This window comes from Anaerolinea thermolimosa, assembly GCF_001050195.2.
GTDB classification, from domain to species: domain Bacteria; phylum Chloroflexota; class Anaerolineae; order Anaerolineales; family Anaerolineaceae; genus Anaerolinea; species Anaerolinea thermolimosa.
Genome location: NZ_DF967965.1, coordinates 2,073,518 through 2,092,307, shown reverse-complemented (window position 1 = coordinate 2,092,307; position 18,790 = coordinate 2,073,518). Strand labels below are relative to the sequence as shown.

Below are 18,790 nucleotides of genomic sequence, written 5' to 3'. Positions count from 1 at the left end.
GGGTCTTTTCCAGCCCTTCGCGGTTGAATAGAATTACTTCTTTTCAATCTGCCTGGCGACGGCTTCGGCGGCGGCTTTGGCTTTCTCCGGATCACCCAGGTAGTAGTGGGTGATGGGGTGCAGGTTCTCATCCAGTTCATAGACCAGTGGAATGCCGGTGGGAATATTCAGCTCGACAATCTCTTCATCAGAAATATGGTCGAGGTGTTTTACCAAAGCGCGCAGGCTGTTACCATGCGCCGTGATCAGCAATTTTTCACCACGTTTCAGCCGGGGCACAATGTTTGATTCCCAGTAAGGGAGCACTCGTTTGAGAGTCAGCTCCAGCGATTCGCAGGCTGGCAGAAGGGATGGGTCTACTTTCGCATAGCGGGGGTCGAACCGGGGATGACGGGGATCGTCATAATCGAGCGGCGGGGGGGGCACATTGTAACTCCGGCGCCACAGGAGCACCTGTTCTTTCCCATATTTCTCGGCCATTTCGGCTTTATTAAGCCCCTGAAGGGCACCGTAATGGCGTTCGTTGAGTTGCCAGGCGTTCTCGATGGGGATGTACATCTGGTCGAGTTCATCCAGAGCAATCCAGAGCGTGCGGATGGCTCGTTTTAACACCGAGGTGATGGCCATGTCGAATGTGTACCCCTCTTCACGGAGCAATTTTCCGGCTTCGTGAGCTTCCTGGATGCCCTGCTCCGAGAGGTCTACATCGGTCCAACCGGTGAAGCGGTTTTCAAGGTTCCAGGTACTTTGTCCATGTCTGAGTAATACGAGTTTTATCATGCCAGACTCCTGAATACTGTATTCATCCAAAAAGCTGGATGTTTGTTCCTTAGCGTGTGTCTTTATTTTAGACCAAAGGAATTGAACTGGCAAGGCAGAGTACATTGGATGGAGATCGGTTATTTATAGTGCGGGATGATGGAAAAAGGCGGGGCAGGATCATCAACACCGGGAAGGCAGAAGATTAAAATGAGCTAAAATACTAGAATAAGTTTTCGAAAAGGTGTATAATCCAAAATTGCGCGCCTCATCGGGGAATTGGGTTGAGAGTTGTTTTCAGTATTAAAGGAGAGTTTCATTGACTGTCTCTGCTAAAGTCTTGAATTATGACTTGAAGAATGTGGTCACACCCAACCGGCTGACCGGTTTGTGGCGGATGATGAGCGGTTTCCGCTGGCATTATCTGGGGGCAACCCTCAGCCTGGGTGTTTCTGCGACTGCGAAGACCCTCACCTACATCCTGTTGAGGTTCTTCGTGGATAATTATTTCACGCCCGGGCCTAAACCGGTACCTCTTCCCGTCGTTGCTCTGGGTTTCATTGTTCTGGCTGCTTTTGAAGGAGGTTTTAGTTTTCTCAGTGGGCGGCTTTCTGCCCAGACGGCTGAAGGAATCACCCGCCGACTGCGCAATTACCTTTTTGATCATATTCAACATTTACCCTTTTCGTACCATCGTAAAACACAGACCGGGGAATTAATTCAACGCTGTACCTCGGATGTGGACGCGGTGAGGCGTTTTTTTGCGGATCAGGCGATTGGGGTAGGGCGGATTATCCTGCTGTTTGTGATTAACTTCGTGGCCATCCTGCGATTAAATGCTACCCTGGGATGGATCTCGATTGTGGTTGTTCCTCTGGTTGTAGCCACATCGGCTATTTTCTTTCGACGGGTCTCAAAAGCGTATGAAGCTTTCCAAGAGCAGGATGCAGTTCTGACCACCACTTTACAGGAAAACCTCACCGGGGTGCGCGTGGTAAAAGCCTTTGCCCGCCAGCAATACGAGATTGAAAAATTTGAACGGGACAACCAGGAGAAATTCAAGCGTGGCAAGCATCTGGTGCGGATGCATTCTCTGTTCTGGCCAGCGTCAGATATTCTCTGCGGTGCACAAATTCTGGTGGGCTATTATGTGGGTGCCATGATGGTGATCCGCGATGAGATTACCATTGGAACGTTCCTGGCATATATGGGACTGGTGGTCTGGATCATCTGGCCCATGCGTAACCTTGGGCGGCTGATCGTTCAGACTTCCACCGGCCTGGTGTCTTTTGGGCGGGTACTGGAGATCATTCGGCAAGATCGTGAACCGCTGGATGAAGGAGATGTCATCCCCGATGGGAACCTGCGCGGAGAACTGGTTTTTGAACATGTGGGTTTCCAGTACGAAGATGGGGGTAAAGTGCTGGAAGATATCACATTCTCCTGCTCGCCAGGCCAGGTTGTTGCCCTCCTCGGATCGACAGGTTCCGGGAAGACCACGCTGGTCAATTTATTGCCGCGGTTTTATGATTGTACTGAGGGCCGCATTTTGCTGGATGGAATTGATCTGCGCCGCTACCCACGCCGTTATCTACGAAAACAGATCGGCATTGTAGAACAGGAACCATTCCTCTTTTCGCGGACAATCGCGGAGAATATCACTTATGGAGTAGGGCGAGATGTGCCGCAGGAAGAGATCGAAGCCGCTGCCAAGGCTGCCGCTATCCATGACAGCATCATAACCTTCCCGAACGGGTATCATACCCTGGTGGGAGAAAAAGGGGTGACCCTCTCCGGTGGTCAAAAGCAACGTGTGGCTATTGCCCGAACCTTGCTAAAAAACCCACGCATTTTAATCCTCGATGATTCTACCTCGTCGGTGGATACTGAAACTGAAGCGGAGATTCGCGAAGCGCTTCAACGGCTCATGGAGAATCGGACAACCTTTATCATTGCTCACCGCATCCAGAGCATCATGGATGCTGACCTGATTCTGGTCATGGATAAAGGAAGAATCGTCCAGCGTGGTACACACGCTGAGCTGGTGGAGCAGGAAGGAATCTACCGTCAGATTTACGAGATTCAAACCCGTATTGAAGCGGAGTTGGAAAAGGAAATCGAGAATGCCTCCTGATATTTTTGAAGAAGAGGAATTCGAGACTAAATTTACCGGTACGACCTTCCGGCGTATTTTAGGGCTTCTCCGCCCGCACTGGAAGATCGTGGTGGCGTTTCTGATCATGATTGCCATCACTGCCGGGATGGACTCGCTGTTCACTTTTGTGACCAAGCACATCATCGACGACGGGATTATGGCCAAAAACCTGCCGGCGCTTTACCGCTTGCTGGCCATTTATGCCGGGATGACGGTGATGCAATCATTCTGGGTGTTCGGGTTTATCTACTCGGTTGGGGTTTTAGGCGAACGAGTACGTTATGACTTGCGGCAGATGATGTTCAACCATCTGCAGGAACTCTCTCTTTCCTATTACAGCCGCACCCCTGTCGGCTGGATCATGTCGCGGGTGACCTCTGATTCTGACCGGGTAGCCGACCTGATTACCTGGGGATTGTTAGATATTACCTGGGCGGCGACCAGCGTGATCAGCTCTCTGATCTTCATGCTGTTCATTAACTGGAAGCTGGCATTGATCGTCCTGGTGATGGTGCCGGTGCTGGTGGTGGTTGCGGTTGAGTTCCGCAAGCGGATCCTGAAAGAGTTTCGCAATGTACGAAAAATTAACTCGAAGATCACTGGCCAGTTCAATGAGAATATCACCGGGGTGCGGGTAGTCAAGGCACTGGTACGTGAGGATGAAAACGCCCGTGAGTTTGGGGTCCTGACCGGCGATATGTACAAGGCGGCCTACCGTGCGGCATGGCTCAGCGCGTTGTTCCTCCCTACGGTGCAACTGATCGCTGCCTTTGCTATCAGCGCCATTGCCTGGTACGGTGGTTTGCAGGCTCAGGTGGGATTGTTGACTATTGGCGGCATTCAGGCTTTCGTCTCTTATGTGACTTTTATGATGTGGCCCATTCAGGATATGGCGCGCATCTTTGCCGAAATGCAACATGCCATTGCCTCAGCGGAGCGCATTTTTTCTCTGGTGGATGCCGTGCCTGATGTGGCCAACCGCGAGGGGGCCTTTGACCCTGGTACGATTAAGGGAGATATCGAATTTGACCACGTCACCTTCTATTATGAGGAAAACGTTCCTGTTCTCACCGATTTCAACCTCAAGGTAAAACGTGGAGAAACAATCGCCCTGGTTGGCCCAACGGGTGGAGGAAAATCAACCATTGTCAACCTTTTATGCCGTTTCTATGAACCCAAGGAAGGGGTCATTCGCATCGGTGGGGTTGACTATACCCGCTATTCGCTGCATGCGATCCAGTCGCGCATCGGTGTGGTGTTACAGACCCCACACCTGTTCTCGGGGACGATTCGCGAGAATTTGCGCTACGGGCGTCTGGATGCCACCGATGCTGAAATTGAAGAAGCGGCAAAACTGGCTGGTGCCCACGATTTCATCATGCGTTTCGATAAGGGCTACGATGAACCGGTTGGTGAAGGTGGGAATAACCTTTCGGTAGGACAGAAACAATTAATCAGTCTCACCAGGGCGATCCTGGCCAAGCCGGAGATCTTTATTATGGATGAGGCCACCAGCTCTGTGGACACCTTGACCGAGGCACTCATTCAGCGTGGAATGGAGAGGTTGATGAGAGAATCGACCAGCTTCATCATTGCCCATCGTCTGTCAACCATTAAGCGGGCGGATCGTATCCTTGTTATCGAAGGAGGAAAGATCGAAGAGATGGGCACTCACACAGAATTGCTGCGAAAGCGGGGTAAGTATTATGCCCTGTATACCCGCCAGTTCCGCACTCAGATGGAAGAGGCATTCGATCCCTTTGCCGAAAAAGCCCCTGCTCCGGCGGATTAAACCCCCCGCAGCGATAACCTTGAAGGATTAGACCGGGACGGCTTGCATGATGTGCAGGCCGTCCTTTTGGGTCACAAGCATGGCAAAGGAGAAGCGATCATACTGCAGGGCATACTCCAGGTCGCTGGGTGGAAAGGCAGAACGGGTGCCGTCATAATGCCTGCCAGAGCGGGAAGCTCTCACGCGGGCAGAGATGGTATCAAGGTCTACTTCGTTTCCGCGCAACCGGGCTTCCAGCAAATCGGCACAGGCTACATCTTCGTCGCCCCAGCCTTCTTCCGGGAAATATCCAGTCTGGATGAAAGTGACCTTTCGGATAGAAAGGGATTGAATGTAACGGCAGGTGGCGCTTGCATTGGTAAGAGCGGCAGTAAGAATGGGATGGGCCTGTACGGCTCTCACGACACCCTGGGTACCGGCGGTAGTGCGCTGGATGATAACTTTCCCAGACAAATTGTGGTAGAGGAGTTGGGAGGGACTGTTGCCAAGGTCAAAGCCCTCAACAGGAATGCCATCGATTTCACCCAGGATGAGGCTCCCTGGCAGGCGATTCCGCAGGGCAAAAGCTTCCTCAACACCCGAAACCAGGATGATCTTGCTTACTCCGGCTTCGAATAGATAGCCTGCGGTGGTGAAGGCGCGTAACACATCGATAACAACTGCAAGGCCGGTGACCTGGTCGCAATCGGCGAGGCTGGCGCGATAGAATTCAATCTGTCCAGTTTGTTGCACCTAATTATTTTACAATTTTTCCAGCATTTCAGGTGCAGGGGTTGGGTTGGAGGTCGATTCTTCTCCGGAGGGGAAAAAGCTACTCCTGGCCGGTAAAATACCCCTTTCCTGTTCCAGATTTGATAAAGTGGTCAACGCTGGCGGGGTCTAAAGGGTGAGATACCAGAAAGCCTTGCATGAATTTGCACTGCAGACGCTTTAATTCACTCTGCTGTTCAAATGTTTCTACCCCTTCAGCTACCACCTCGATGCTCAATTCACGGGCAATTTGAATAATGGCCTGAATGACGCCCGCACTACTTTTGACTCGTCCAAGATTGGTGATGAAGGAGCGATCAATTTTGATCGCATCGATGGGCAGGCTATCAAGGTAGCCCAGGGACGAATATCCGGTGCCAAAATCATCAATATATAACTGCACTCCCAGTTTACGCAGAGCTTCAAGGGTATTCATGGCGGCTGGTGTCTTGTTAAAAAGGGTGCTCTCGGTAATTTCCAGGCGCAGGCTGGCCGGGGGAAGGCCGGTTTCGTTCAAGATATGCGCTACCTGTTCGCTAAAATTCGACTGTTCCAGTTGTCGGGGGCTGATATTCACACTGATGGTCAGAGGGGGGTCAAGAGGGTATTCCGCTTGCCAGATTCGCATTTGCCGGCAAGCCTCATGAAGTGCCCAGGTGCCAAGTGGAACGATGAGTCCGGTCTCCTCAGAAAGGCGAATAAAATCGGCAGGCCAGATCAGCCCGCGCGTGGGATGATTCCAGCGGAGGAGGGCTTCAAAGCCGATTAACCGTCCGGAGATTAATTCAGTGATCGGTTGATAGTGTAAAACCAGCTGCTGGCGTTCCAGAGAGTTCCGCAGGTCACATTCCAGTTCAATGCGATGCACAAGGACTTCTCTCATGGATTGGGTAAAGGTGAGGAAACGATTTCTTCCAAGCTGGTGGGCCTGAAGAAGTGCGATGCCAGCTTCCTGAAGCAACAGCTCGGGGGGTTGATGATGGCCATTGGGGAGAGCAACCCCGATACTGGCAGAGAGATTCATCGATGGCCCGGATAGGGAGATGGGATTTTCAATGCGTTGGAGGATCCTTTCAGCGATCATTTCTGCATCGGCCTCCTCCTGTAGTTCTTCGAGCAAGATTGCAAAGCGATTTTGATCCATGCGGGCAACCAGGTCTTCCTCGCGGAGGACAGAACGTAAAATTTTTATGACATCTGACCCAGCCGATCGGTGAGTAATGGTTTCACCACAGGTGGTGAGGAGGGGGTAATCGTTCCATTCGATGAGTAAAATTCCAAACAACCGTTGGCGCCGGGAAAGTGCATCCTGGACGCGTTTGAGGAAGGCTGTCCGGTTGGGGAGCCCGGTTTCGGGGTCATGGAAACCTTGATAAAGCAGGTGAATGCGTTCGCGACGGAGGGTTGCCAGCGCCCTTGAGGTGCAGATCACTTTCACAACTAACTGTGCCGCGAGCTTAAGGAGGTCAACATCAGAGCTGTTGTGGGCTGGAAAGTGCAAGGGATTTTCAAAGTAGAATGTTCCTATCAAGCGTTTGCCATCGAAGACCGGGAGAAGAACAAATCGTTCGATTCCTATGGAAAGAAGCCTGTCTCTTTCGACAGCTACATCCTGAGGTAAGATCGTTTGGGCGTCAACGTGAAGCAAGGTGTGAGAACGCAGTTGATGAAGCCACCAGGGTGAATCAAAGTGGAGAGTTAAGGCGCTTTTGGTTATCGGCTCCGATGGCCAGTTATAAAAGTTCCGGTTGTTTTCATCGCGACAAACAAAAATCATCAAACAAACCCGACTGGCTTCGGTATATTGGGCCATGATCCGCAGGCATTCGGTGATGATTGACTCGACATTTTGAATCCTTGGGCTTTGTTGCGTCTCCATGCGGGCTCCGTTTTTGCTTAATCCAGCGGGAAAAGATCATTGGGCGGTCTCCTGTTGAACTTGCAAGGAACGTGCCAAAAAAAAGCCGGTTATTAGCCGGCTGAAAGTAGTTGGGCAGGGAAGAGAGGGCTAGGATCGGCTTTGGGGATCAAGCAGGGCGTGTTTTTTGGCATGGAGTTCCAGTATCTGACGCTGGATTCGATTCAGATATTCTCCTCGTAGAGGATACAAGGTAAGAATCAGAGCACCCAGAAGCATGGCAATCCCGGGGATCAATCCTCCTAATACCCGGATGCCGAAAAGGGCGAGGGGGGGCTGATTGAGGAAAATTTCTCCCTGATTCTCATTGCGGGTTACAAACCCGGTCGCATTAAGGATGATTGGGAAGAGTGCCAAGGCAATGGACTGGGCAGGTTTGGTGATCAGCGCGTTGACGCCGAAAAAGGCGCCTTCGCGGCGTACTCCTGAACGAAGTTCGTCTTCGTCGGCCACCTGTGCAAAAAGGACGTTTGAGAGGGTCTGGGGGCCGCTCAAGCCGAACCCTGCCAGGGCCATACAAACTGGAATGAGAGGAGCGGGTACGAAAGCCACTAACACCAGACCAATCCCCGCGATAACCAGGAGGAATTGCTGGGCTCCTACCACACCCAACCACTGTCGAATATATCGTGTGATAGGCACACCGATAATTAAAGGAATGAAAAGGCACGCCAGCAGGATCATGGTATTCGTCTGTAGAACATAATCGGCCAGGTAGAAAATGGCGCCCAGCAGGAGCGATTGCATGAGAATAGACATGAAGTTGGCTGCCACCAGGATCAGAAAGGAGCGGCTGGTAAAAGTGAAGCGAATCGCCTTCCCAAGCGGGATGGGGTCATCCACTCTGGTAAATTCGGGACGCTCTTTCACCTTGAGTGTGGTGGCGAGAATGAGCAACATGGCCACGATGGCCACAACCACCATGGAAACCTGAAGCGGGAGAAACGATGGCGAAGTGCCAGCTTTGGGGCGGAAGAGGTCAGGTATGATAAAGCCAAGCAGGGTGCCGAGTAATGAGAAGAGAGATGATGAAATTTGTAAATCGTTCCGCTCCGAATCCGACTCGCTCACCTCTGGCAGAAGGGCCGAATAAACCAGCCCGATGATGGTATAGCAGGTGTCGTAAAGGAGCATGGAGACGAGCATCCAGAAAAAGAGGGCCCTTTCTCCTGCATGGGGAGGGGCGAACCAGACCAGAACAAAGGTCAGAGCGAGGAAGGGGGCAGTGTAGCGCATATAGGGAATGCGTCGTCCATGCCGTGAACGGGTGGAATCGGTAATATATCCGAATAGCGGATCATTGATGGCATTCCAGATAGCGTATATCAAGGAGGCCAGAGTGATCCAGCGCCCGGCGAGTCCCAGATAGTCCTGGTAAAAAATGGGGAGCAGGGCGCCGTAGATTCCAGAAATGATCGAGGTGCCCAGGGCGGCCACCCCCCAGATGAACTTGTAGCCGCGGGTGAGTTTTACGGCGTTATATTCCATGGAATCCTCCCGATTAATTTACATCAAAGCCTGGATCGTTCGATACCCGATCACTTGAACCCCGATCTGGCGAATGTAATCGCGCAGTTCTTCACGCTGGAAGGTGAGGTAGTCGGCGACGCGGCCACGCCAGTCAGGAGTGATAGCCCGCAATTCAGGTGTATCTACCGCTGGATGGATAACGAAGTGCGTAATTCCTGGTTTCAGGGCGGCAAAAGCGGCTTTGGCGATGTCAAGGCGATTCTCAGGCTGATCGAGGGGCATTTGGAAAATGGCATCGGCCATGGGAAAACCACTCGCTTCCAACTGCTGGATCAGACGAGCGCCCAGTTTTGCAGTAACCGGATTCAATCCCATACTGAGGAGTGCGGGTTCGTCCATCCGCAGAATCATGGCTGGAAGATGGTTCTTTCGGGCCAGGTCAACGTAGGCTTGAAGAAACCTGGGATGAACCACACTTCCCATGTGGGTATCAATATGGGTAAGCCTGATGCCGAATTGCCTGGCACGTTCCAGTTGCGCCCAGATTTCTCTTTGAACCGAGCGCGGGCTGGCCTGTTTTTGCACTTCTTCTGAGCGGCGCGGAAAGAATCCCTCGGCGTCGAGCAGGCCACTGCGGGGGTCACGCGTGGATACCGGTCCCCAGCGGTAACATTGCCACTCACTGGTGAGAGTCACGTGCAGGCCGAGGTCGGTCTGGGGGTGTTCACGGGCGTACTCGGCAGCTTTGGGGAACCAGGGACATGGCACCATCACAGCTCCGCAGGTAACCAGACCGAAGGCATCAAGTTCGGCAAAGGCCTGTATGCTCGCCTGGCACATTCCGACATCATCCGCATGAATGATGGCGACCCGGTCTTTGTCTGAAAAGCCGAGTTTTTTGAGGAGGGGGTTGGGCTGCATTGAAGTCTCCTTATATGAATATTAGGATGGAGGGAATTTATTGTGATAGATCTTCTGGAGGGATCACAGGCTGGTAGGGCATGGCGAAGAAGCCGTGAAGTGTTTTGGGGGAGTCGCCGATCCACTGTCGGCAGATCAGGCCAAACTGTCCCTGTCCCACGGGTACACGTTCAGCTTCGATACGGACATCGTCCCGTAGTGGGTAATTGGGATCGTAAATGCGGATCTGGAGGCGATTCTGAGAGTCGCGGGTATAACCGGTAGCCAGCACCTGATGATTTTGCCAGACTTCACGAGATTCTTTCCAGAGTACATAGACCAACCCAAGGGGCACCGGATTAAAGCGGTTCAGGCGAGTGCGAATTTTCTCAAACTCTTCCAGAGTTCGTTTGAACAGCCCTTGAGGTGAGTCTGGAGGAAGACCCATCCACTCGATGAACCGCAGGATGACCTCTCCCAGCCGCCCGAAAGAATCCAGCTGTCGCTTGTAGAGGTACCGTTGGAGGGGAGCCCCACTGACGGGGACTTCACTGGTTTGAGGAATGGCACGATTAATGAGAAAGAAATCGAGCGCTGCGGCTGACATGCCTCCACATAGCCCGTATGTGGCTGAAGGGTTTCCGAGGTCAGGAAAGAAGGGGAGAGAGAAAGGCAGGAAAAGCCCGCTGAAGCGATTAACAAAGTGAAATCCGTGCAAGGTGGGAAGAAAAGGCTTTTCGAGCACCTCGGGGAGTTGAAATACTGTTTGCCGGGGTTTAAGGGGAGCACTACCGGTGTTTTTTTTACCTGCAATGGTATATGTAAAACGCAGATAGATCGTAAATGCGGATCTGGAGGCGATTCTGAGAGTCGCGGGTATAACCGGTAGCCAGCACCTGATGATTTTGCCAGACTTCACGAGATTCTTTCCAGAGTACATAGACCAACCCAAGGGGCACCGGATTAAAGCGGTTCAGGCGAGTGCGAATTTTCTCAAACTCTTCCAGAGTTCGTTTGAACAGCCCTTGAGGTGAGTCTGGAGGAAGACCCATCCACTCGATGAACCGCAGGATGACCTCTCCCAGCCGCCCGAAAGAATCCAGCTGTCGCTTGTAGAGGTACCGTTGGAGGGGAGCCCCACTGACGGGGACTTCACTGGTTTGAGGAATGGCACGATTAATGAGAAAGAAATCGAGCGCTGCGGCTGACATGCCTCCACATAGCCCGTATGTGGCTGAAGGGTTTCCGAGGTCAGGAAAGAAGGGGAGAGAGAAAGGCAGGAAAAGCCCGCTGAAGCGATTAACAAAGTGAAATCCGTGCAAGGTGGGAAGAAAAGGCTTTTCGAGCACCTCGGGGAGTTGAAATACTGTTTGCCGGGGTTTAAGGGGAGCACTACCGGTGTTTTTTTTACCTGCAATGGTATATGTAAAACGCAGATAGGGTTGAAAATCGTCCCCGGGGTCAGGTTCAAGAAAGGTGCGCTGGACGGGTGTCCAATCGAAGGGAGGATTAGCCGGTACTGTGCGAGTCACCAGTTGGTGATCCTGCGCCCGGGCGGGGTCATACACTACTTGAAAACGTCCGAGGGAATCCGTAAGGCCGGGGGAGAGGGTCAGGTCGTCATCCGTATGGCCGGGCTCGTCTCGATCAAAAACCCGTACTTCAACTCCCTGAGCCGCGATACCATTAGCATAGGTCAGGCGTGCGGAGAAATATGCAGGCATTTTGTGCTTTTCCTGGAATCATTATACGTTAAAACGAGATCTCCCGGTACAGAATCGGCCGGGAGATCTCAAAGGGAGAAACCCTCTCTGATTGGTTATGGATAGGCAGGGGTGGTGGCCGTCAATGTTGGAGTTAGCGTAATTGTTGGCGTTGGCGTCGGGGGGACGTTGAGGATGCGGGGCATCAGCCACTGGGCCCGATCACCGGTAGGTGAACCATTCGCGAGTACCGTAAGGATAAATCGAACAGATTTCCCGACCAGGGGGCTTAAATCCAGATTGACGTTGGTAAAACCGCCCTCGTATTTTTCATCCCAGTAGCCCAGGGTTTGAATGGGACCATTGTCCACCTGATAATCCAGCTGGAATCGCACATTGCAATTCTGGGCGTTGTATTCGCATCCGAGGATGGCCCGGAAGCGGTCATTGGCTTTGACAGTGTACGCGGGATATTTTCCGCGGATGACACCATCGGTAATGGCCTGAGGCTGAGTGAGTAAGGCTGGCTCGTTATCGACGTTACCATTTTCAAGGCGGGGTTTGTCCTGATAGAGAACAAAACCACGGCTATCGCCATCTTTGCCAGTGCAGGGCAGGCTACCGGCTCCACTACTCCATTCGGCCTGGCAGACGTTATACACAAAATTGTAGCTACTCCCATCATTTCCGGTGGGGACAGCAACCCGAATATCCACATAGAAGGGAAATTCTCCCGTCAGACCGGTGCCAAAAATGACCCCGCGGGCATTACGCAGTTTCCAGTTGCCCCGGTAAGACCCGGGTGTTGACGGGGCGGTGAGCTCCAGAGAGATATCTACTGTTTCTCCTGGGGCAACAGATGCCGGTAAATAAACCACCGCCGGAGCGCCCATTGCGTTTCCATCGATGAAGGCCACACCATATTCTCGTGTCCAGGTGCAGGTACCGATGTTCTTCAGGCGCCAGGTTTTCGTGAACCGTTGATTGGCTGAAAGCAGGGTGCCGTCGGGGATGGTGATGTCGCTGACGAAAGCGGCGGCATCACATGGTACGGGTACCGGTGTTTTGGAAGGAAGAACCACTGCAGTACTGGTTGGGATGGTCGTTGAGGTGGGTTGCAGGGATTGAGGTGTGGCTGTGGCGATCAGCCCGCCTGGAGGAGGGGTAGCTGTAGCGGCCTGGGTCAACATGGCCTGGAGCGTCTGTGCGGCGAGTGTACCGGCAAGGTTAGCGGGTGTGGGCGTTCGCATTAGAGGCATGTTGCAGGCCGAAAGCACCAGAGCGGTGATCAAAATGATCCAGATGAAGAGTTTACGATACATTACTGGGCGATCCTTTCTCATTAATTCATACCACAAAAGGTATTAATGACTCGTTTTTATAACGAAATCTACTTTAAAAAGTTCCACTTTGATCGGGCTGGTTTCAAAAAAGATACCCCGAAAAACAGGTTGTTCAAGATTGCACTCTTCGTATAATGGAAAATATGGCCCGTCATTTGCTGATTGTCCCATCTCTGAGTTGCCCGGCGCAGTGCAGTTATTGTTTTGGGCCTCATCAGGGAAGTGGGCGGATGGATGAGCGAGTGTTGATGCGGACGGCTGAGTGGTTGTCGGCTTTGCCCGGTGATGGTGAAACGTTGGAGGTAACCTTTCATGGAGGAGAGCCTTTAACCGCTGGAGTGCAGTTTTATCAACGAGCTCTGCCCCTTTTGATGCAATCATGGCGGGGAAAAAGCGTTCGGTTCAGCATACAGAGCAACCTCTGGCTCTTGAATGAAGCCTTTCTGGAGTTGTTTTCGGGTTTTCCTGTTTCCATAGGCACCAGCCTGGATGGCCCCGAAGAAATGAATGATCGGCAGAGAGGGGCGGGCTATTTCCGACGCACAATGCAGGGTATTGAAAAAGCCCGGTTGTATGGGGTTCCAGTGGGGGTGATTGCCACGTTTACCGCTTCATCGGCACGAAGATGGCGTGAGGTGGTCGAGTTTTTTGCGCGGGAGGGGTTGAGTTTTTCAGTTCACGCCGCCCTGCCAGTGCTGGGGGTGGATCTGGCAAAGCAGCCCTGGGTGTTACCTCCATCGGCGTATGGAGAGCTGATGGTCGCTTTGCTGGACTATTACCTGGAAAATTTGAGGCGGGTACGTATTGCGACACTGGATGCAATGATCCGATCGGTGGTTCGGGGGAAAGGTGGAATGTGCACCTTTGGGAACTGCCTGGGGGAATATCTGGCGGTGGGAGCGGATGGCGGGGTGTATCCATGCCAGCGTTTTGCAGGGATGGATGCGTTTCGGCTGGGGAGTATAGAAGGATCCCGGCAATTGCTTGAGGCTTCACCAGCGTGGGTTAAACTGGCGAACCGTGAAAGCCAGGTTGTGGAAGTTTGCGGGGAATGTGAGTTCTTCGATATTTGTCACGGGGGATGTCCGTACAATGTCCTGGCAAATGGTCAGGAGGGAATACGTGATCCTTATTGTGAGGCATACCGAAGCATTTTTCAAAAAATCGTCATCCTCGGAACCGAAGAATTTTTCAAGCCAGAACATATCCGGGCGATCGTGGATGCTTCTCCCCAACGAGAGCAAAATTTATCAACCGGGGGGATTCTGGATTTGATGAACGGGAAGCCGCACCCGTTTGAGGTTGCTCAGAACGCGGGGCAGGTGCTGGGCGCGGTAGCTCTGGCGGCCAGCAGGTCAGCATACGAAGCTACTGAGAAGCTTTCTCGGGCCGGGCTGGTGCGCGAACCGGGGCGTACTCTTCAGGCGCTGGAACAATTGAAGAAACGGCTCACTGAGCCGAAAACGATACTTAACAACCTTTACCTGCATGTGACCTTTGACTGCTCCCTGCGTTGTTCTCATTGTTATGCGTACGGTGGAGAACGAGGAGGAGCAATTTTCCCTGCCGAAGAAGTGGGCAAACAGGCCATGGAGGCCGGCCGTTTGGGCTTTCGACACCTAGTGATCACCGGAGGAGAACCTCTGGTGCATCCTCAAATAGAGCAAATTTTAACCGCCTTGAAAAAAGTGGACGGTGTGGTTCGCCCCTTACGGACAGTGTTACGCACCAGTCTGGTTGGCCCTCTCAATGAAACCATGCTCAAACTCCTTGTCGAAAGCGTGGATGAGGTGGTGATCAGCGTGGATGGCGACCCTGTTATGCATGATCAACGGCGTGGAAAAGGGAGTTATGAGCGTACGGTAGCCAATTTGAGGCGGCTTGTGGAGGTTCGTGAGAGGGCTGAAATTTCTCTGGCGGCAGTATTACCACTGGCACAGGCTCAGAGTGGCCCGGGGCAGCATGTCCGCGCCCTGGCGCGTGAGCTGGGTATTCGGAGGGTGCGCATACGCCCATTATTGCCACTGGGCCGAGCTGTGGATCATACCCCTGATCTGGAAGCGGAAGTGGTGTGGGGGCATCTCACCCCTGATGAAAGAATTGCTTATGGATTTACTCCAGCGGCCTCGTGTGGGATGGGGCAGAATCTATACCTGGAACCAGATGGAACAGCCTATCCGTGTTATGCCTGGCATGCACCGGCCTGGGCACTTGGAAATGTCCTCGAGGAAGGCGGGCTGGAGCAAATCGTGTGCGGAGACCGTTTTCGTCAGTTAAGGCGGGCTACGGTTGATACCCGAGAGAGATGCAAAGGATGCGCTTATCGTTATCTTTGCGGTGGAGCCTGCCGGGCGTGGGGACGCGTGCAGGAAGAAGCTCAGGTAGATTTAAATCAGGCGCCAGGCGACTGCTCGCATTTAAAGGAGCGGGCCAGGGGGATGGTAATCAGCGCGTTGAAATATCTGGAAATTCCCACCGAGCGCTGGGAGCAGGCGGGTTTACCTTTGGATTGACCCGGTTTAAAGGCTGTACTCGAAATAATCGTTCTCGCAGGGGTTGCCCCAGGTAGCCCACATACGGCGTTCGTCCAGGTCGAAGAGCAAAGCTGTGATGGTTTTTTCGCGGTCGAGTGGTTGCTTTTCGTCAATGGCGTGGTTACAAATCGAATCCTGATAATTCACATGATCGCGCTGGATGGTTTTCAATGAGTCAAGCGTGTGCAAGGGTGTCAGGCTGAGCAATCGATGGGCACGAAAATACCGCACGCGGGTAGATATCAGCTCATCGGGATCGGACTCAATTTCTTGCATGTGCGGGTGCATGAAATGGTTGGTATGAGCGATAACGCCCTGTTCACTTCCGAGAATGGCGAAGCGACGGGCGGATACTTCCACATTGTAAAGTTCACCGCTGACATGAGCGATGAGGTGGTTGTATCCGGCGGCGCGCTGGGGTGAAAGCGTGTAGCGGATGGCTTCGGCGGGGGTGCGAGCACTGAGTACAGCCCGTGAGACGACCACCCGGGGCGTGCCAATCCGAGAATCATTGGGATACACCGAGTCGCAACACTGGGCGATACCCTCGGCATTGAAACCGATGTTGGGGAGTAGAGCACCATAGGTCATGGCCAGGAAGGGAGGAGCGTCTTCTGGCCGGGCGCGAATGATGACCAGGTCATTCTCGTCTTCTGGCAGCCAGTCCTCATTATGAGCGACCAGCACATGTCCATTGGCACTGCGTTCAGGAGCAACAGCCATGCTGGTACATTTGGTCAGGTGGAGGGCATCCATGGTGACGGCTTCCATGGCATTTACCACCGCCACTTCATCAAAAGATACACCGGCTCCATCGGCGATACCGCGCATTTCGGCCACATACTCAGGATAACGTTCTTCGGCAAACGGGATGTACTTGCGAGACTGGATAATCGCGCCTTCCCAGTTTAATTGAAGTGTATCATAGGCATCCTGAACAAGTTCCCGGGCATTTTCGACACTGTGACGAATTTGATCCCGGCAGGCTTCGCCAAACTGGCAACCCATTTGATAATGGCTTCCATATATCTCGATGAGGGGAATACGTCGCTGCATCATGGCTTCCATTCTACCATTACCAGGGCAATCTGTCTGGTCAATTTCAGCTCTTTAGGGTAAAATAAAAACACGGGGCGGTGGCGGAACTGGCAGACGCAGTGGACTTAAAATCCACCGACCGCGAGGTCTTGTGGGTTCGAGTCCCACCCGCCCTACCAGTACGTACGCGGTCAGGCATCAAGCCGCCGCTTTTCTTTTTAATTCCAGGTATGGAACGTATTGCTCAGTTGTATAATTATGTCAGACAATTCATGGCGGGTGGCCGTCACTGCATGATCGGATTTCCCGATTAATGAATATGGAAAGGAGTTCAGATACATGGGCGAATCTCATTTTTCTCCCTCCAGGCGTTCGTTTCGAGCTATTCGACTGGAACGAGTCTCACCAGTTCCATCCGACATCGAAATCGCGCAGGCCGCAAAAATGAAGCCGATCAGCGAGCTGGCCGAAGAGTTGGGGTTGCTCCCTGAAGAAATCGAGCTGTATGGTCCTTACAAGGCCAAAGTGAGTCTTTCGGTTCTGGAGCGATTGAAAGACGTCCCGGATGGTCATTATATTGATGTGACTGCCATTACTCCGACGCCTTTGGGAGAGGGGAAGACCACCACTACGGTGGGGCTGAGCCAGGCACTGGGGGCACATTTAGGGTACCGCGTGTTTACCTGCATTCGTCAACCCAGCCAGGGGCCGACCTTTGGGATTAAAGGGGGGGCTGCCGGCGGGGGGTACAGTCAGGTAGTGCCGATGGATGAGTTTAATTTGCATTTGACCGGTGATATTCATGCCATTACCGCGGCCAACAATCTGATGGCAGCAGCTATTGACGCGCGTATTCTGCATGAGGCCGGAGCTACGGATGAGCAGCTTTTCAACCGCCTGTGCCCTCCTGGAAAAGATGGAAAGCGCCGCTTTGGTGCTGGTTTGCTTGGCCGGTTACGCCGTCTGGGCATCCATAAAACGGACCCGGATGAGCTTACCCTGGAAGAGCGCTCTCGCCTGGTGCGGCTGGACATTGACCCCGCTACGATCACCTGGCGCAGGGTGCTGGATACTTCCGATCGATTTTTGCGCAAGATTATTATCGGAAAGGGCGAGGGCGAAGAGGGTTTCGAGCGTGAGACGGGCTTTGATATTACGGTGGCATCGGAACTGATGGCCATTCTTGCTCTCACCACCAGTCTGGCGGATATGCGCGAGCGGATTGGAAAGATCGTGGTTGCCCTGAGCCGTCATACTCGCGAACCGATTACTGCCGAAGATCTGGGAGTGGCGGGAGCTCTGACCGTGCTCATGAAGGACACGATTAAACCAAACCTGATGCAGACTCTGGAAGGCACCCCTGTGTTTGTTCATGCAGGACCATTTGCTAATATTGCTCATGGCAACAGCTCGATCCTTGCCGACCGCATTGCTTTGAAACTGGCAGATTATGTCGTCACAGAATCGGGATTTGGTGCTGATATTGGCATGGAAAAGTTTTTTGATATTAAATGCCGTTATTCCGGATTGCAACCAAGTGTGGTGGTTCTGGTGGCCACTGTGCGTGCGTTGAAGATGCACGGTGGTGGCCCAAAAGTGGTTGCAGGGCGGCCTTTAGATCCGGCCTATACTGAGGAAAACCTCGATCTGTTACGCGCCGGGTTGTGCAACTTATTGCATCACATTGGCATCGCGCGGAAGTTCGGTGTGCCGGTGGTGGTGGCGATCAACCGCTTTGCTACCGATACCCCTGCTGAACTGGAACTGATTCGCAAGGTTGCCGTGGAAGAGGGCGGCGCGGAGGATGCAGTTGTGGCGGATCACTGGGCGCTGGGGGGTGAAGGTGCAGTTGAGCTTGCCAGAGCGGTGGTCAAGGCAGCGCAAAAACCACGCCAGTTCCATTTCCTGTATCCTCTGGAAATGACGATTAAAGAAAAGATTGAGACGATCGCTTGTGAGGTTTATGGCGCAGATGGGGTGGATTATTCTCCTGAGGCCGAGGCGCAAATTGAAGAGTATACGCGGTTAGGTTTCGACCGTTTGCCAATCTGCATGGCCAAGACTCATCTTAGCCTGAGCCATGATGCTAACCTCAAAGGCGTGCCGCGGGGATTCCGATTGCCTGTACGGGAGATTCGCGCCTCGGTAGGGGCGGGTTTCCTCTATCCGTTGGTCGGAACAATGAGCACGATGCCTGGTTTACCAACCCGTCCGGCATTTTTCGACATTGATCTCGACCTAAAAACCGGGAAAATTATAGGTTTATCCTGAATGAGGCAGAAAAGGTGGAACGACAAAGAGGTTGTTCCACCTTTTCGTATCTTCTTTTTCTTGCGAACGTATTTCCTGGAAAAATCGAGCCGTATAGAATATCGATTGTTTAACCTGATTGCTCTATAATTACAGCATATCGGGTGTTCTTTTGCCC

Annotated in this window: 13 protein-coding genes and 1 tRNA gene; 5 read left to right on the top strand and 9 right to left on the bottom strand. The window is 52.8% G+C overall.

The window, feature by feature from the left end:
- Positions 1–33 precede the first annotated feature (33 nt).
- Positions 34–780 carry a 2,3-diphosphoglycerate-dependent phosphoglycerate mutase gene (gene gpmA, locus ATHL_RS09470; RefSeq protein ID WP_062192690.1) on the bottom strand — a complete coding sequence of 249 codons (747 nt, stop codon included), beginning with the start codon at positions 778–780 and terminating at the stop codon, positions 34–36.
- 298 nt (positions 781–1,078) lie between these two features.
- On the opposite strand from gpmA, the gene ATHL_RS09465 reads away from it, so the two are divergent.
- Together ATHL_RS09465 and ATHL_RS09460 are read left to right on the top strand one after the other, a co-directional pair.
- Positions 1,079–2,893, top strand: a complete 1,815-nt coding sequence (locus tag ATHL_RS09465; protein ID WP_062192687.1) for an ABC transporter ATP-binding protein — start codon at positions 1,079–1,081, stop codon at positions 2,891–2,893.
- Positions 2,883–4,706 carry an ABC transporter ATP-binding protein gene (locus ATHL_RS09460; RefSeq protein WP_062192684.1) on the top strand — a complete coding sequence of 608 codons (1,824 nt, stop codon included), beginning with the start codon at positions 2,883–2,885 and terminating at the stop codon, positions 4,704–4,706. Before ATHL_RS09465 ends, ATHL_RS09460 begins: the two co-directional genes overlap by 11 nt.
- 27 nt (positions 4,707–4,733) lie before the next feature.
- On the opposite strand, the gene ATHL_RS09455 is transcribed toward ATHL_RS09460, so the two are convergent.
- The 7 genes from ATHL_RS09455 to ATHL_RS09425 form a co-directional block, all read right to left on the bottom strand.
- Positions 4,734–5,438, bottom strand: coding sequence for a 2-phosphosulfolactate phosphatase (locus ATHL_RS09455; RefSeq protein ID WP_084001321.1), 705 nt, complete (start codon positions 5,436–5,438; stop codon positions 4,734–4,736).
- A gap of 79 nt (positions 5,439–5,517) precedes the next feature.
- Entirely contained in the window at positions 5,518–7,335 is a 1,818-nt protein-coding gene (locus tag ATHL_RS09450; RefSeq protein ID WP_062192682.1) for a putative bifunctional diguanylate cyclase/phosphodiesterase, read from the bottom strand.
- Between the two features lie 129 nt (positions 7,336–7,464).
- Positions 7,465–8,862, bottom strand: a complete 1,398-nt coding sequence (locus tag ATHL_RS09445; RefSeq protein ID WP_062192679.1) for an MFS transporter — start codon at positions 8,860–8,862, stop codon at positions 7,465–7,467.
- 18 nt (positions 8,863–8,880) lie between these two features.
- A complete protein-coding gene (locus ATHL_RS09440) occupies positions 8,881–9,765 on the bottom strand; it encodes a polysaccharide deacetylase family protein (protein WP_062192676.1) in 885 nt (294 codons plus the stop codon).
- Positions 9,766–9,802: 37 nt separating this feature from the next.
- Positions 9,803–10,351, bottom strand: coding sequence for a hypothetical protein (locus ATHL_RS09435; protein ID WP_062192674.1), 549 nt, complete (start codon positions 10,349–10,351; stop codon positions 9,803–9,805).
- Positions 10,352–10,547: 196 nt separating this feature from the next.
- Positions 10,548–11,468: a hypothetical protein gene (locus tag ATHL_RS09430; RefSeq protein WP_062192671.1), complete on the bottom strand. Its 921-nt coding sequence runs from the start codon at positions 11,466–11,468 to the stop codon at positions 10,548–10,550.
- 95 nt (positions 11,469–11,563) lie between these two features.
- On the bottom strand, positions 11,564–12,769 hold the full coding sequence (locus ATHL_RS09425; protein ID WP_062192668.1) for an NBR1-Ig-like domain-containing protein: 1,206 nt from the start codon (positions 12,767–12,769) through the stop codon (positions 11,564–11,566).
- A gap of 164 nt (positions 12,770–12,933) precedes the next feature.
- Here ATHL_RS09425 and ATHL_RS09420 point away from each other — a divergent pair, with 164 nt between their 5' ends.
- A complete protein-coding gene (locus ATHL_RS09420) occupies positions 12,934–15,303 on the top strand; it encodes a TIGR04083 family peptide-modifying radical SAM enzyme (protein WP_162787660.1) in 2,370 nt (789 codons plus the stop codon).
- Between the two features lie 6 nt (positions 15,304–15,309).
- On the opposite strand, the gene ATHL_RS09415 is transcribed toward ATHL_RS09420, so the two are convergent.
- Complete coding sequence (locus ATHL_RS09415; RefSeq protein ID WP_162787659.1) at positions 15,310–16,383, bottom strand: C45 family autoproteolytic acyltransferase/hydrolase; 1,074 nt, start codon at positions 16,381–16,383, stop codon at positions 15,310–15,312.
- 71 nt (positions 16,384–16,454) lie between these two features.
- Here ATHL_RS09415 and ATHL_RS09410 point away from each other — a divergent pair.
- Positions 16,455–16,541, top strand: a tRNA-Leu gene (locus ATHL_RS09410).
- A 160-nt stretch (positions 16,542–16,701) separates the two neighbouring features.
- Entirely contained in the window at positions 16,702–18,633 is a 1,932-nt protein-coding gene (locus ATHL_RS09405) for a formate--tetrahydrofolate ligase (protein WP_084001317.1), read from the top strand.
- Positions 18,634–18,790: the final 157 nt, after the last annotated feature.

Excerpts from the sequence above, each read along its gene's own strand:
- gpmA (WP_062192690.1), bottom strand. The coding sequence starts at position 780 with ATGATAAAACTCGTATTACTCAGACATGGACAAAGTACCTGGAACCTT.
- ATHL_RS09460 (WP_062192684.1), top strand. The coding sequence starts at position 2,883 with ATGCCTCCTGATATTTTTGAAGAAGAGGAATTCGAGACTAAATTTACC.
- ATHL_RS09450 (WP_062192682.1), bottom strand. The coding sequence starts at position 7,335 with ATGGAGACGCAACAAAGCCCAAGGATTCAAAATGTCGAGTCAATCATC.
- ATHL_RS09445 (WP_062192679.1), bottom strand. The coding sequence starts at position 8,862 with ATGGAATATAACGCCGTAAAACTCACCCGCGGCTACAAGTTCATCTGG.
- ATHL_RS09440 (WP_062192676.1), bottom strand. The coding sequence starts at position 9,765 with ATGCAGCCCAACCCCCTCCTCAAAAAACTCGGCTTTTCAGACAAAGAC.
- ATHL_RS09435 (WP_062192674.1), bottom strand. The coding sequence starts at position 10,351 with ATGTCAGCCGCAGCGCTCGATTTCTTTCTCATTAATCGTGCCATTCCT.
- ATHL_RS09430 (WP_062192671.1), bottom strand. The coding sequence starts at position 11,468 with ATGCCTGCATATTTCTCCGCACGCCTGACCTATGCTAATGGTATCGCG.
- ATHL_RS09425 (WP_062192668.1), bottom strand. The coding sequence starts at position 12,769 with ATGTATCGTAAACTCTTCATCTGGATCATTTTGATCACCGCTCTGGTG.
- ATHL_RS09420 (WP_162787660.1), top strand. The coding sequence starts at position 12,934 with ATGGCCCGTCATTTGCTGATTGTCCCATCTCTGAGTTGCCCGGCGCAG.
- ATHL_RS09415 (WP_162787659.1), bottom strand. The coding sequence starts at position 16,383 with ATGATGCAGCGACGTATTCCCCTCATCGAGATATATGGAAGCCATTAT.
- ATHL_RS09405 (WP_084001317.1), top strand. The coding sequence starts at position 16,702 with ATGGGCGAATCTCATTTTTCTCCCTCCAGGCGTTCGTTTCGAGCTATT.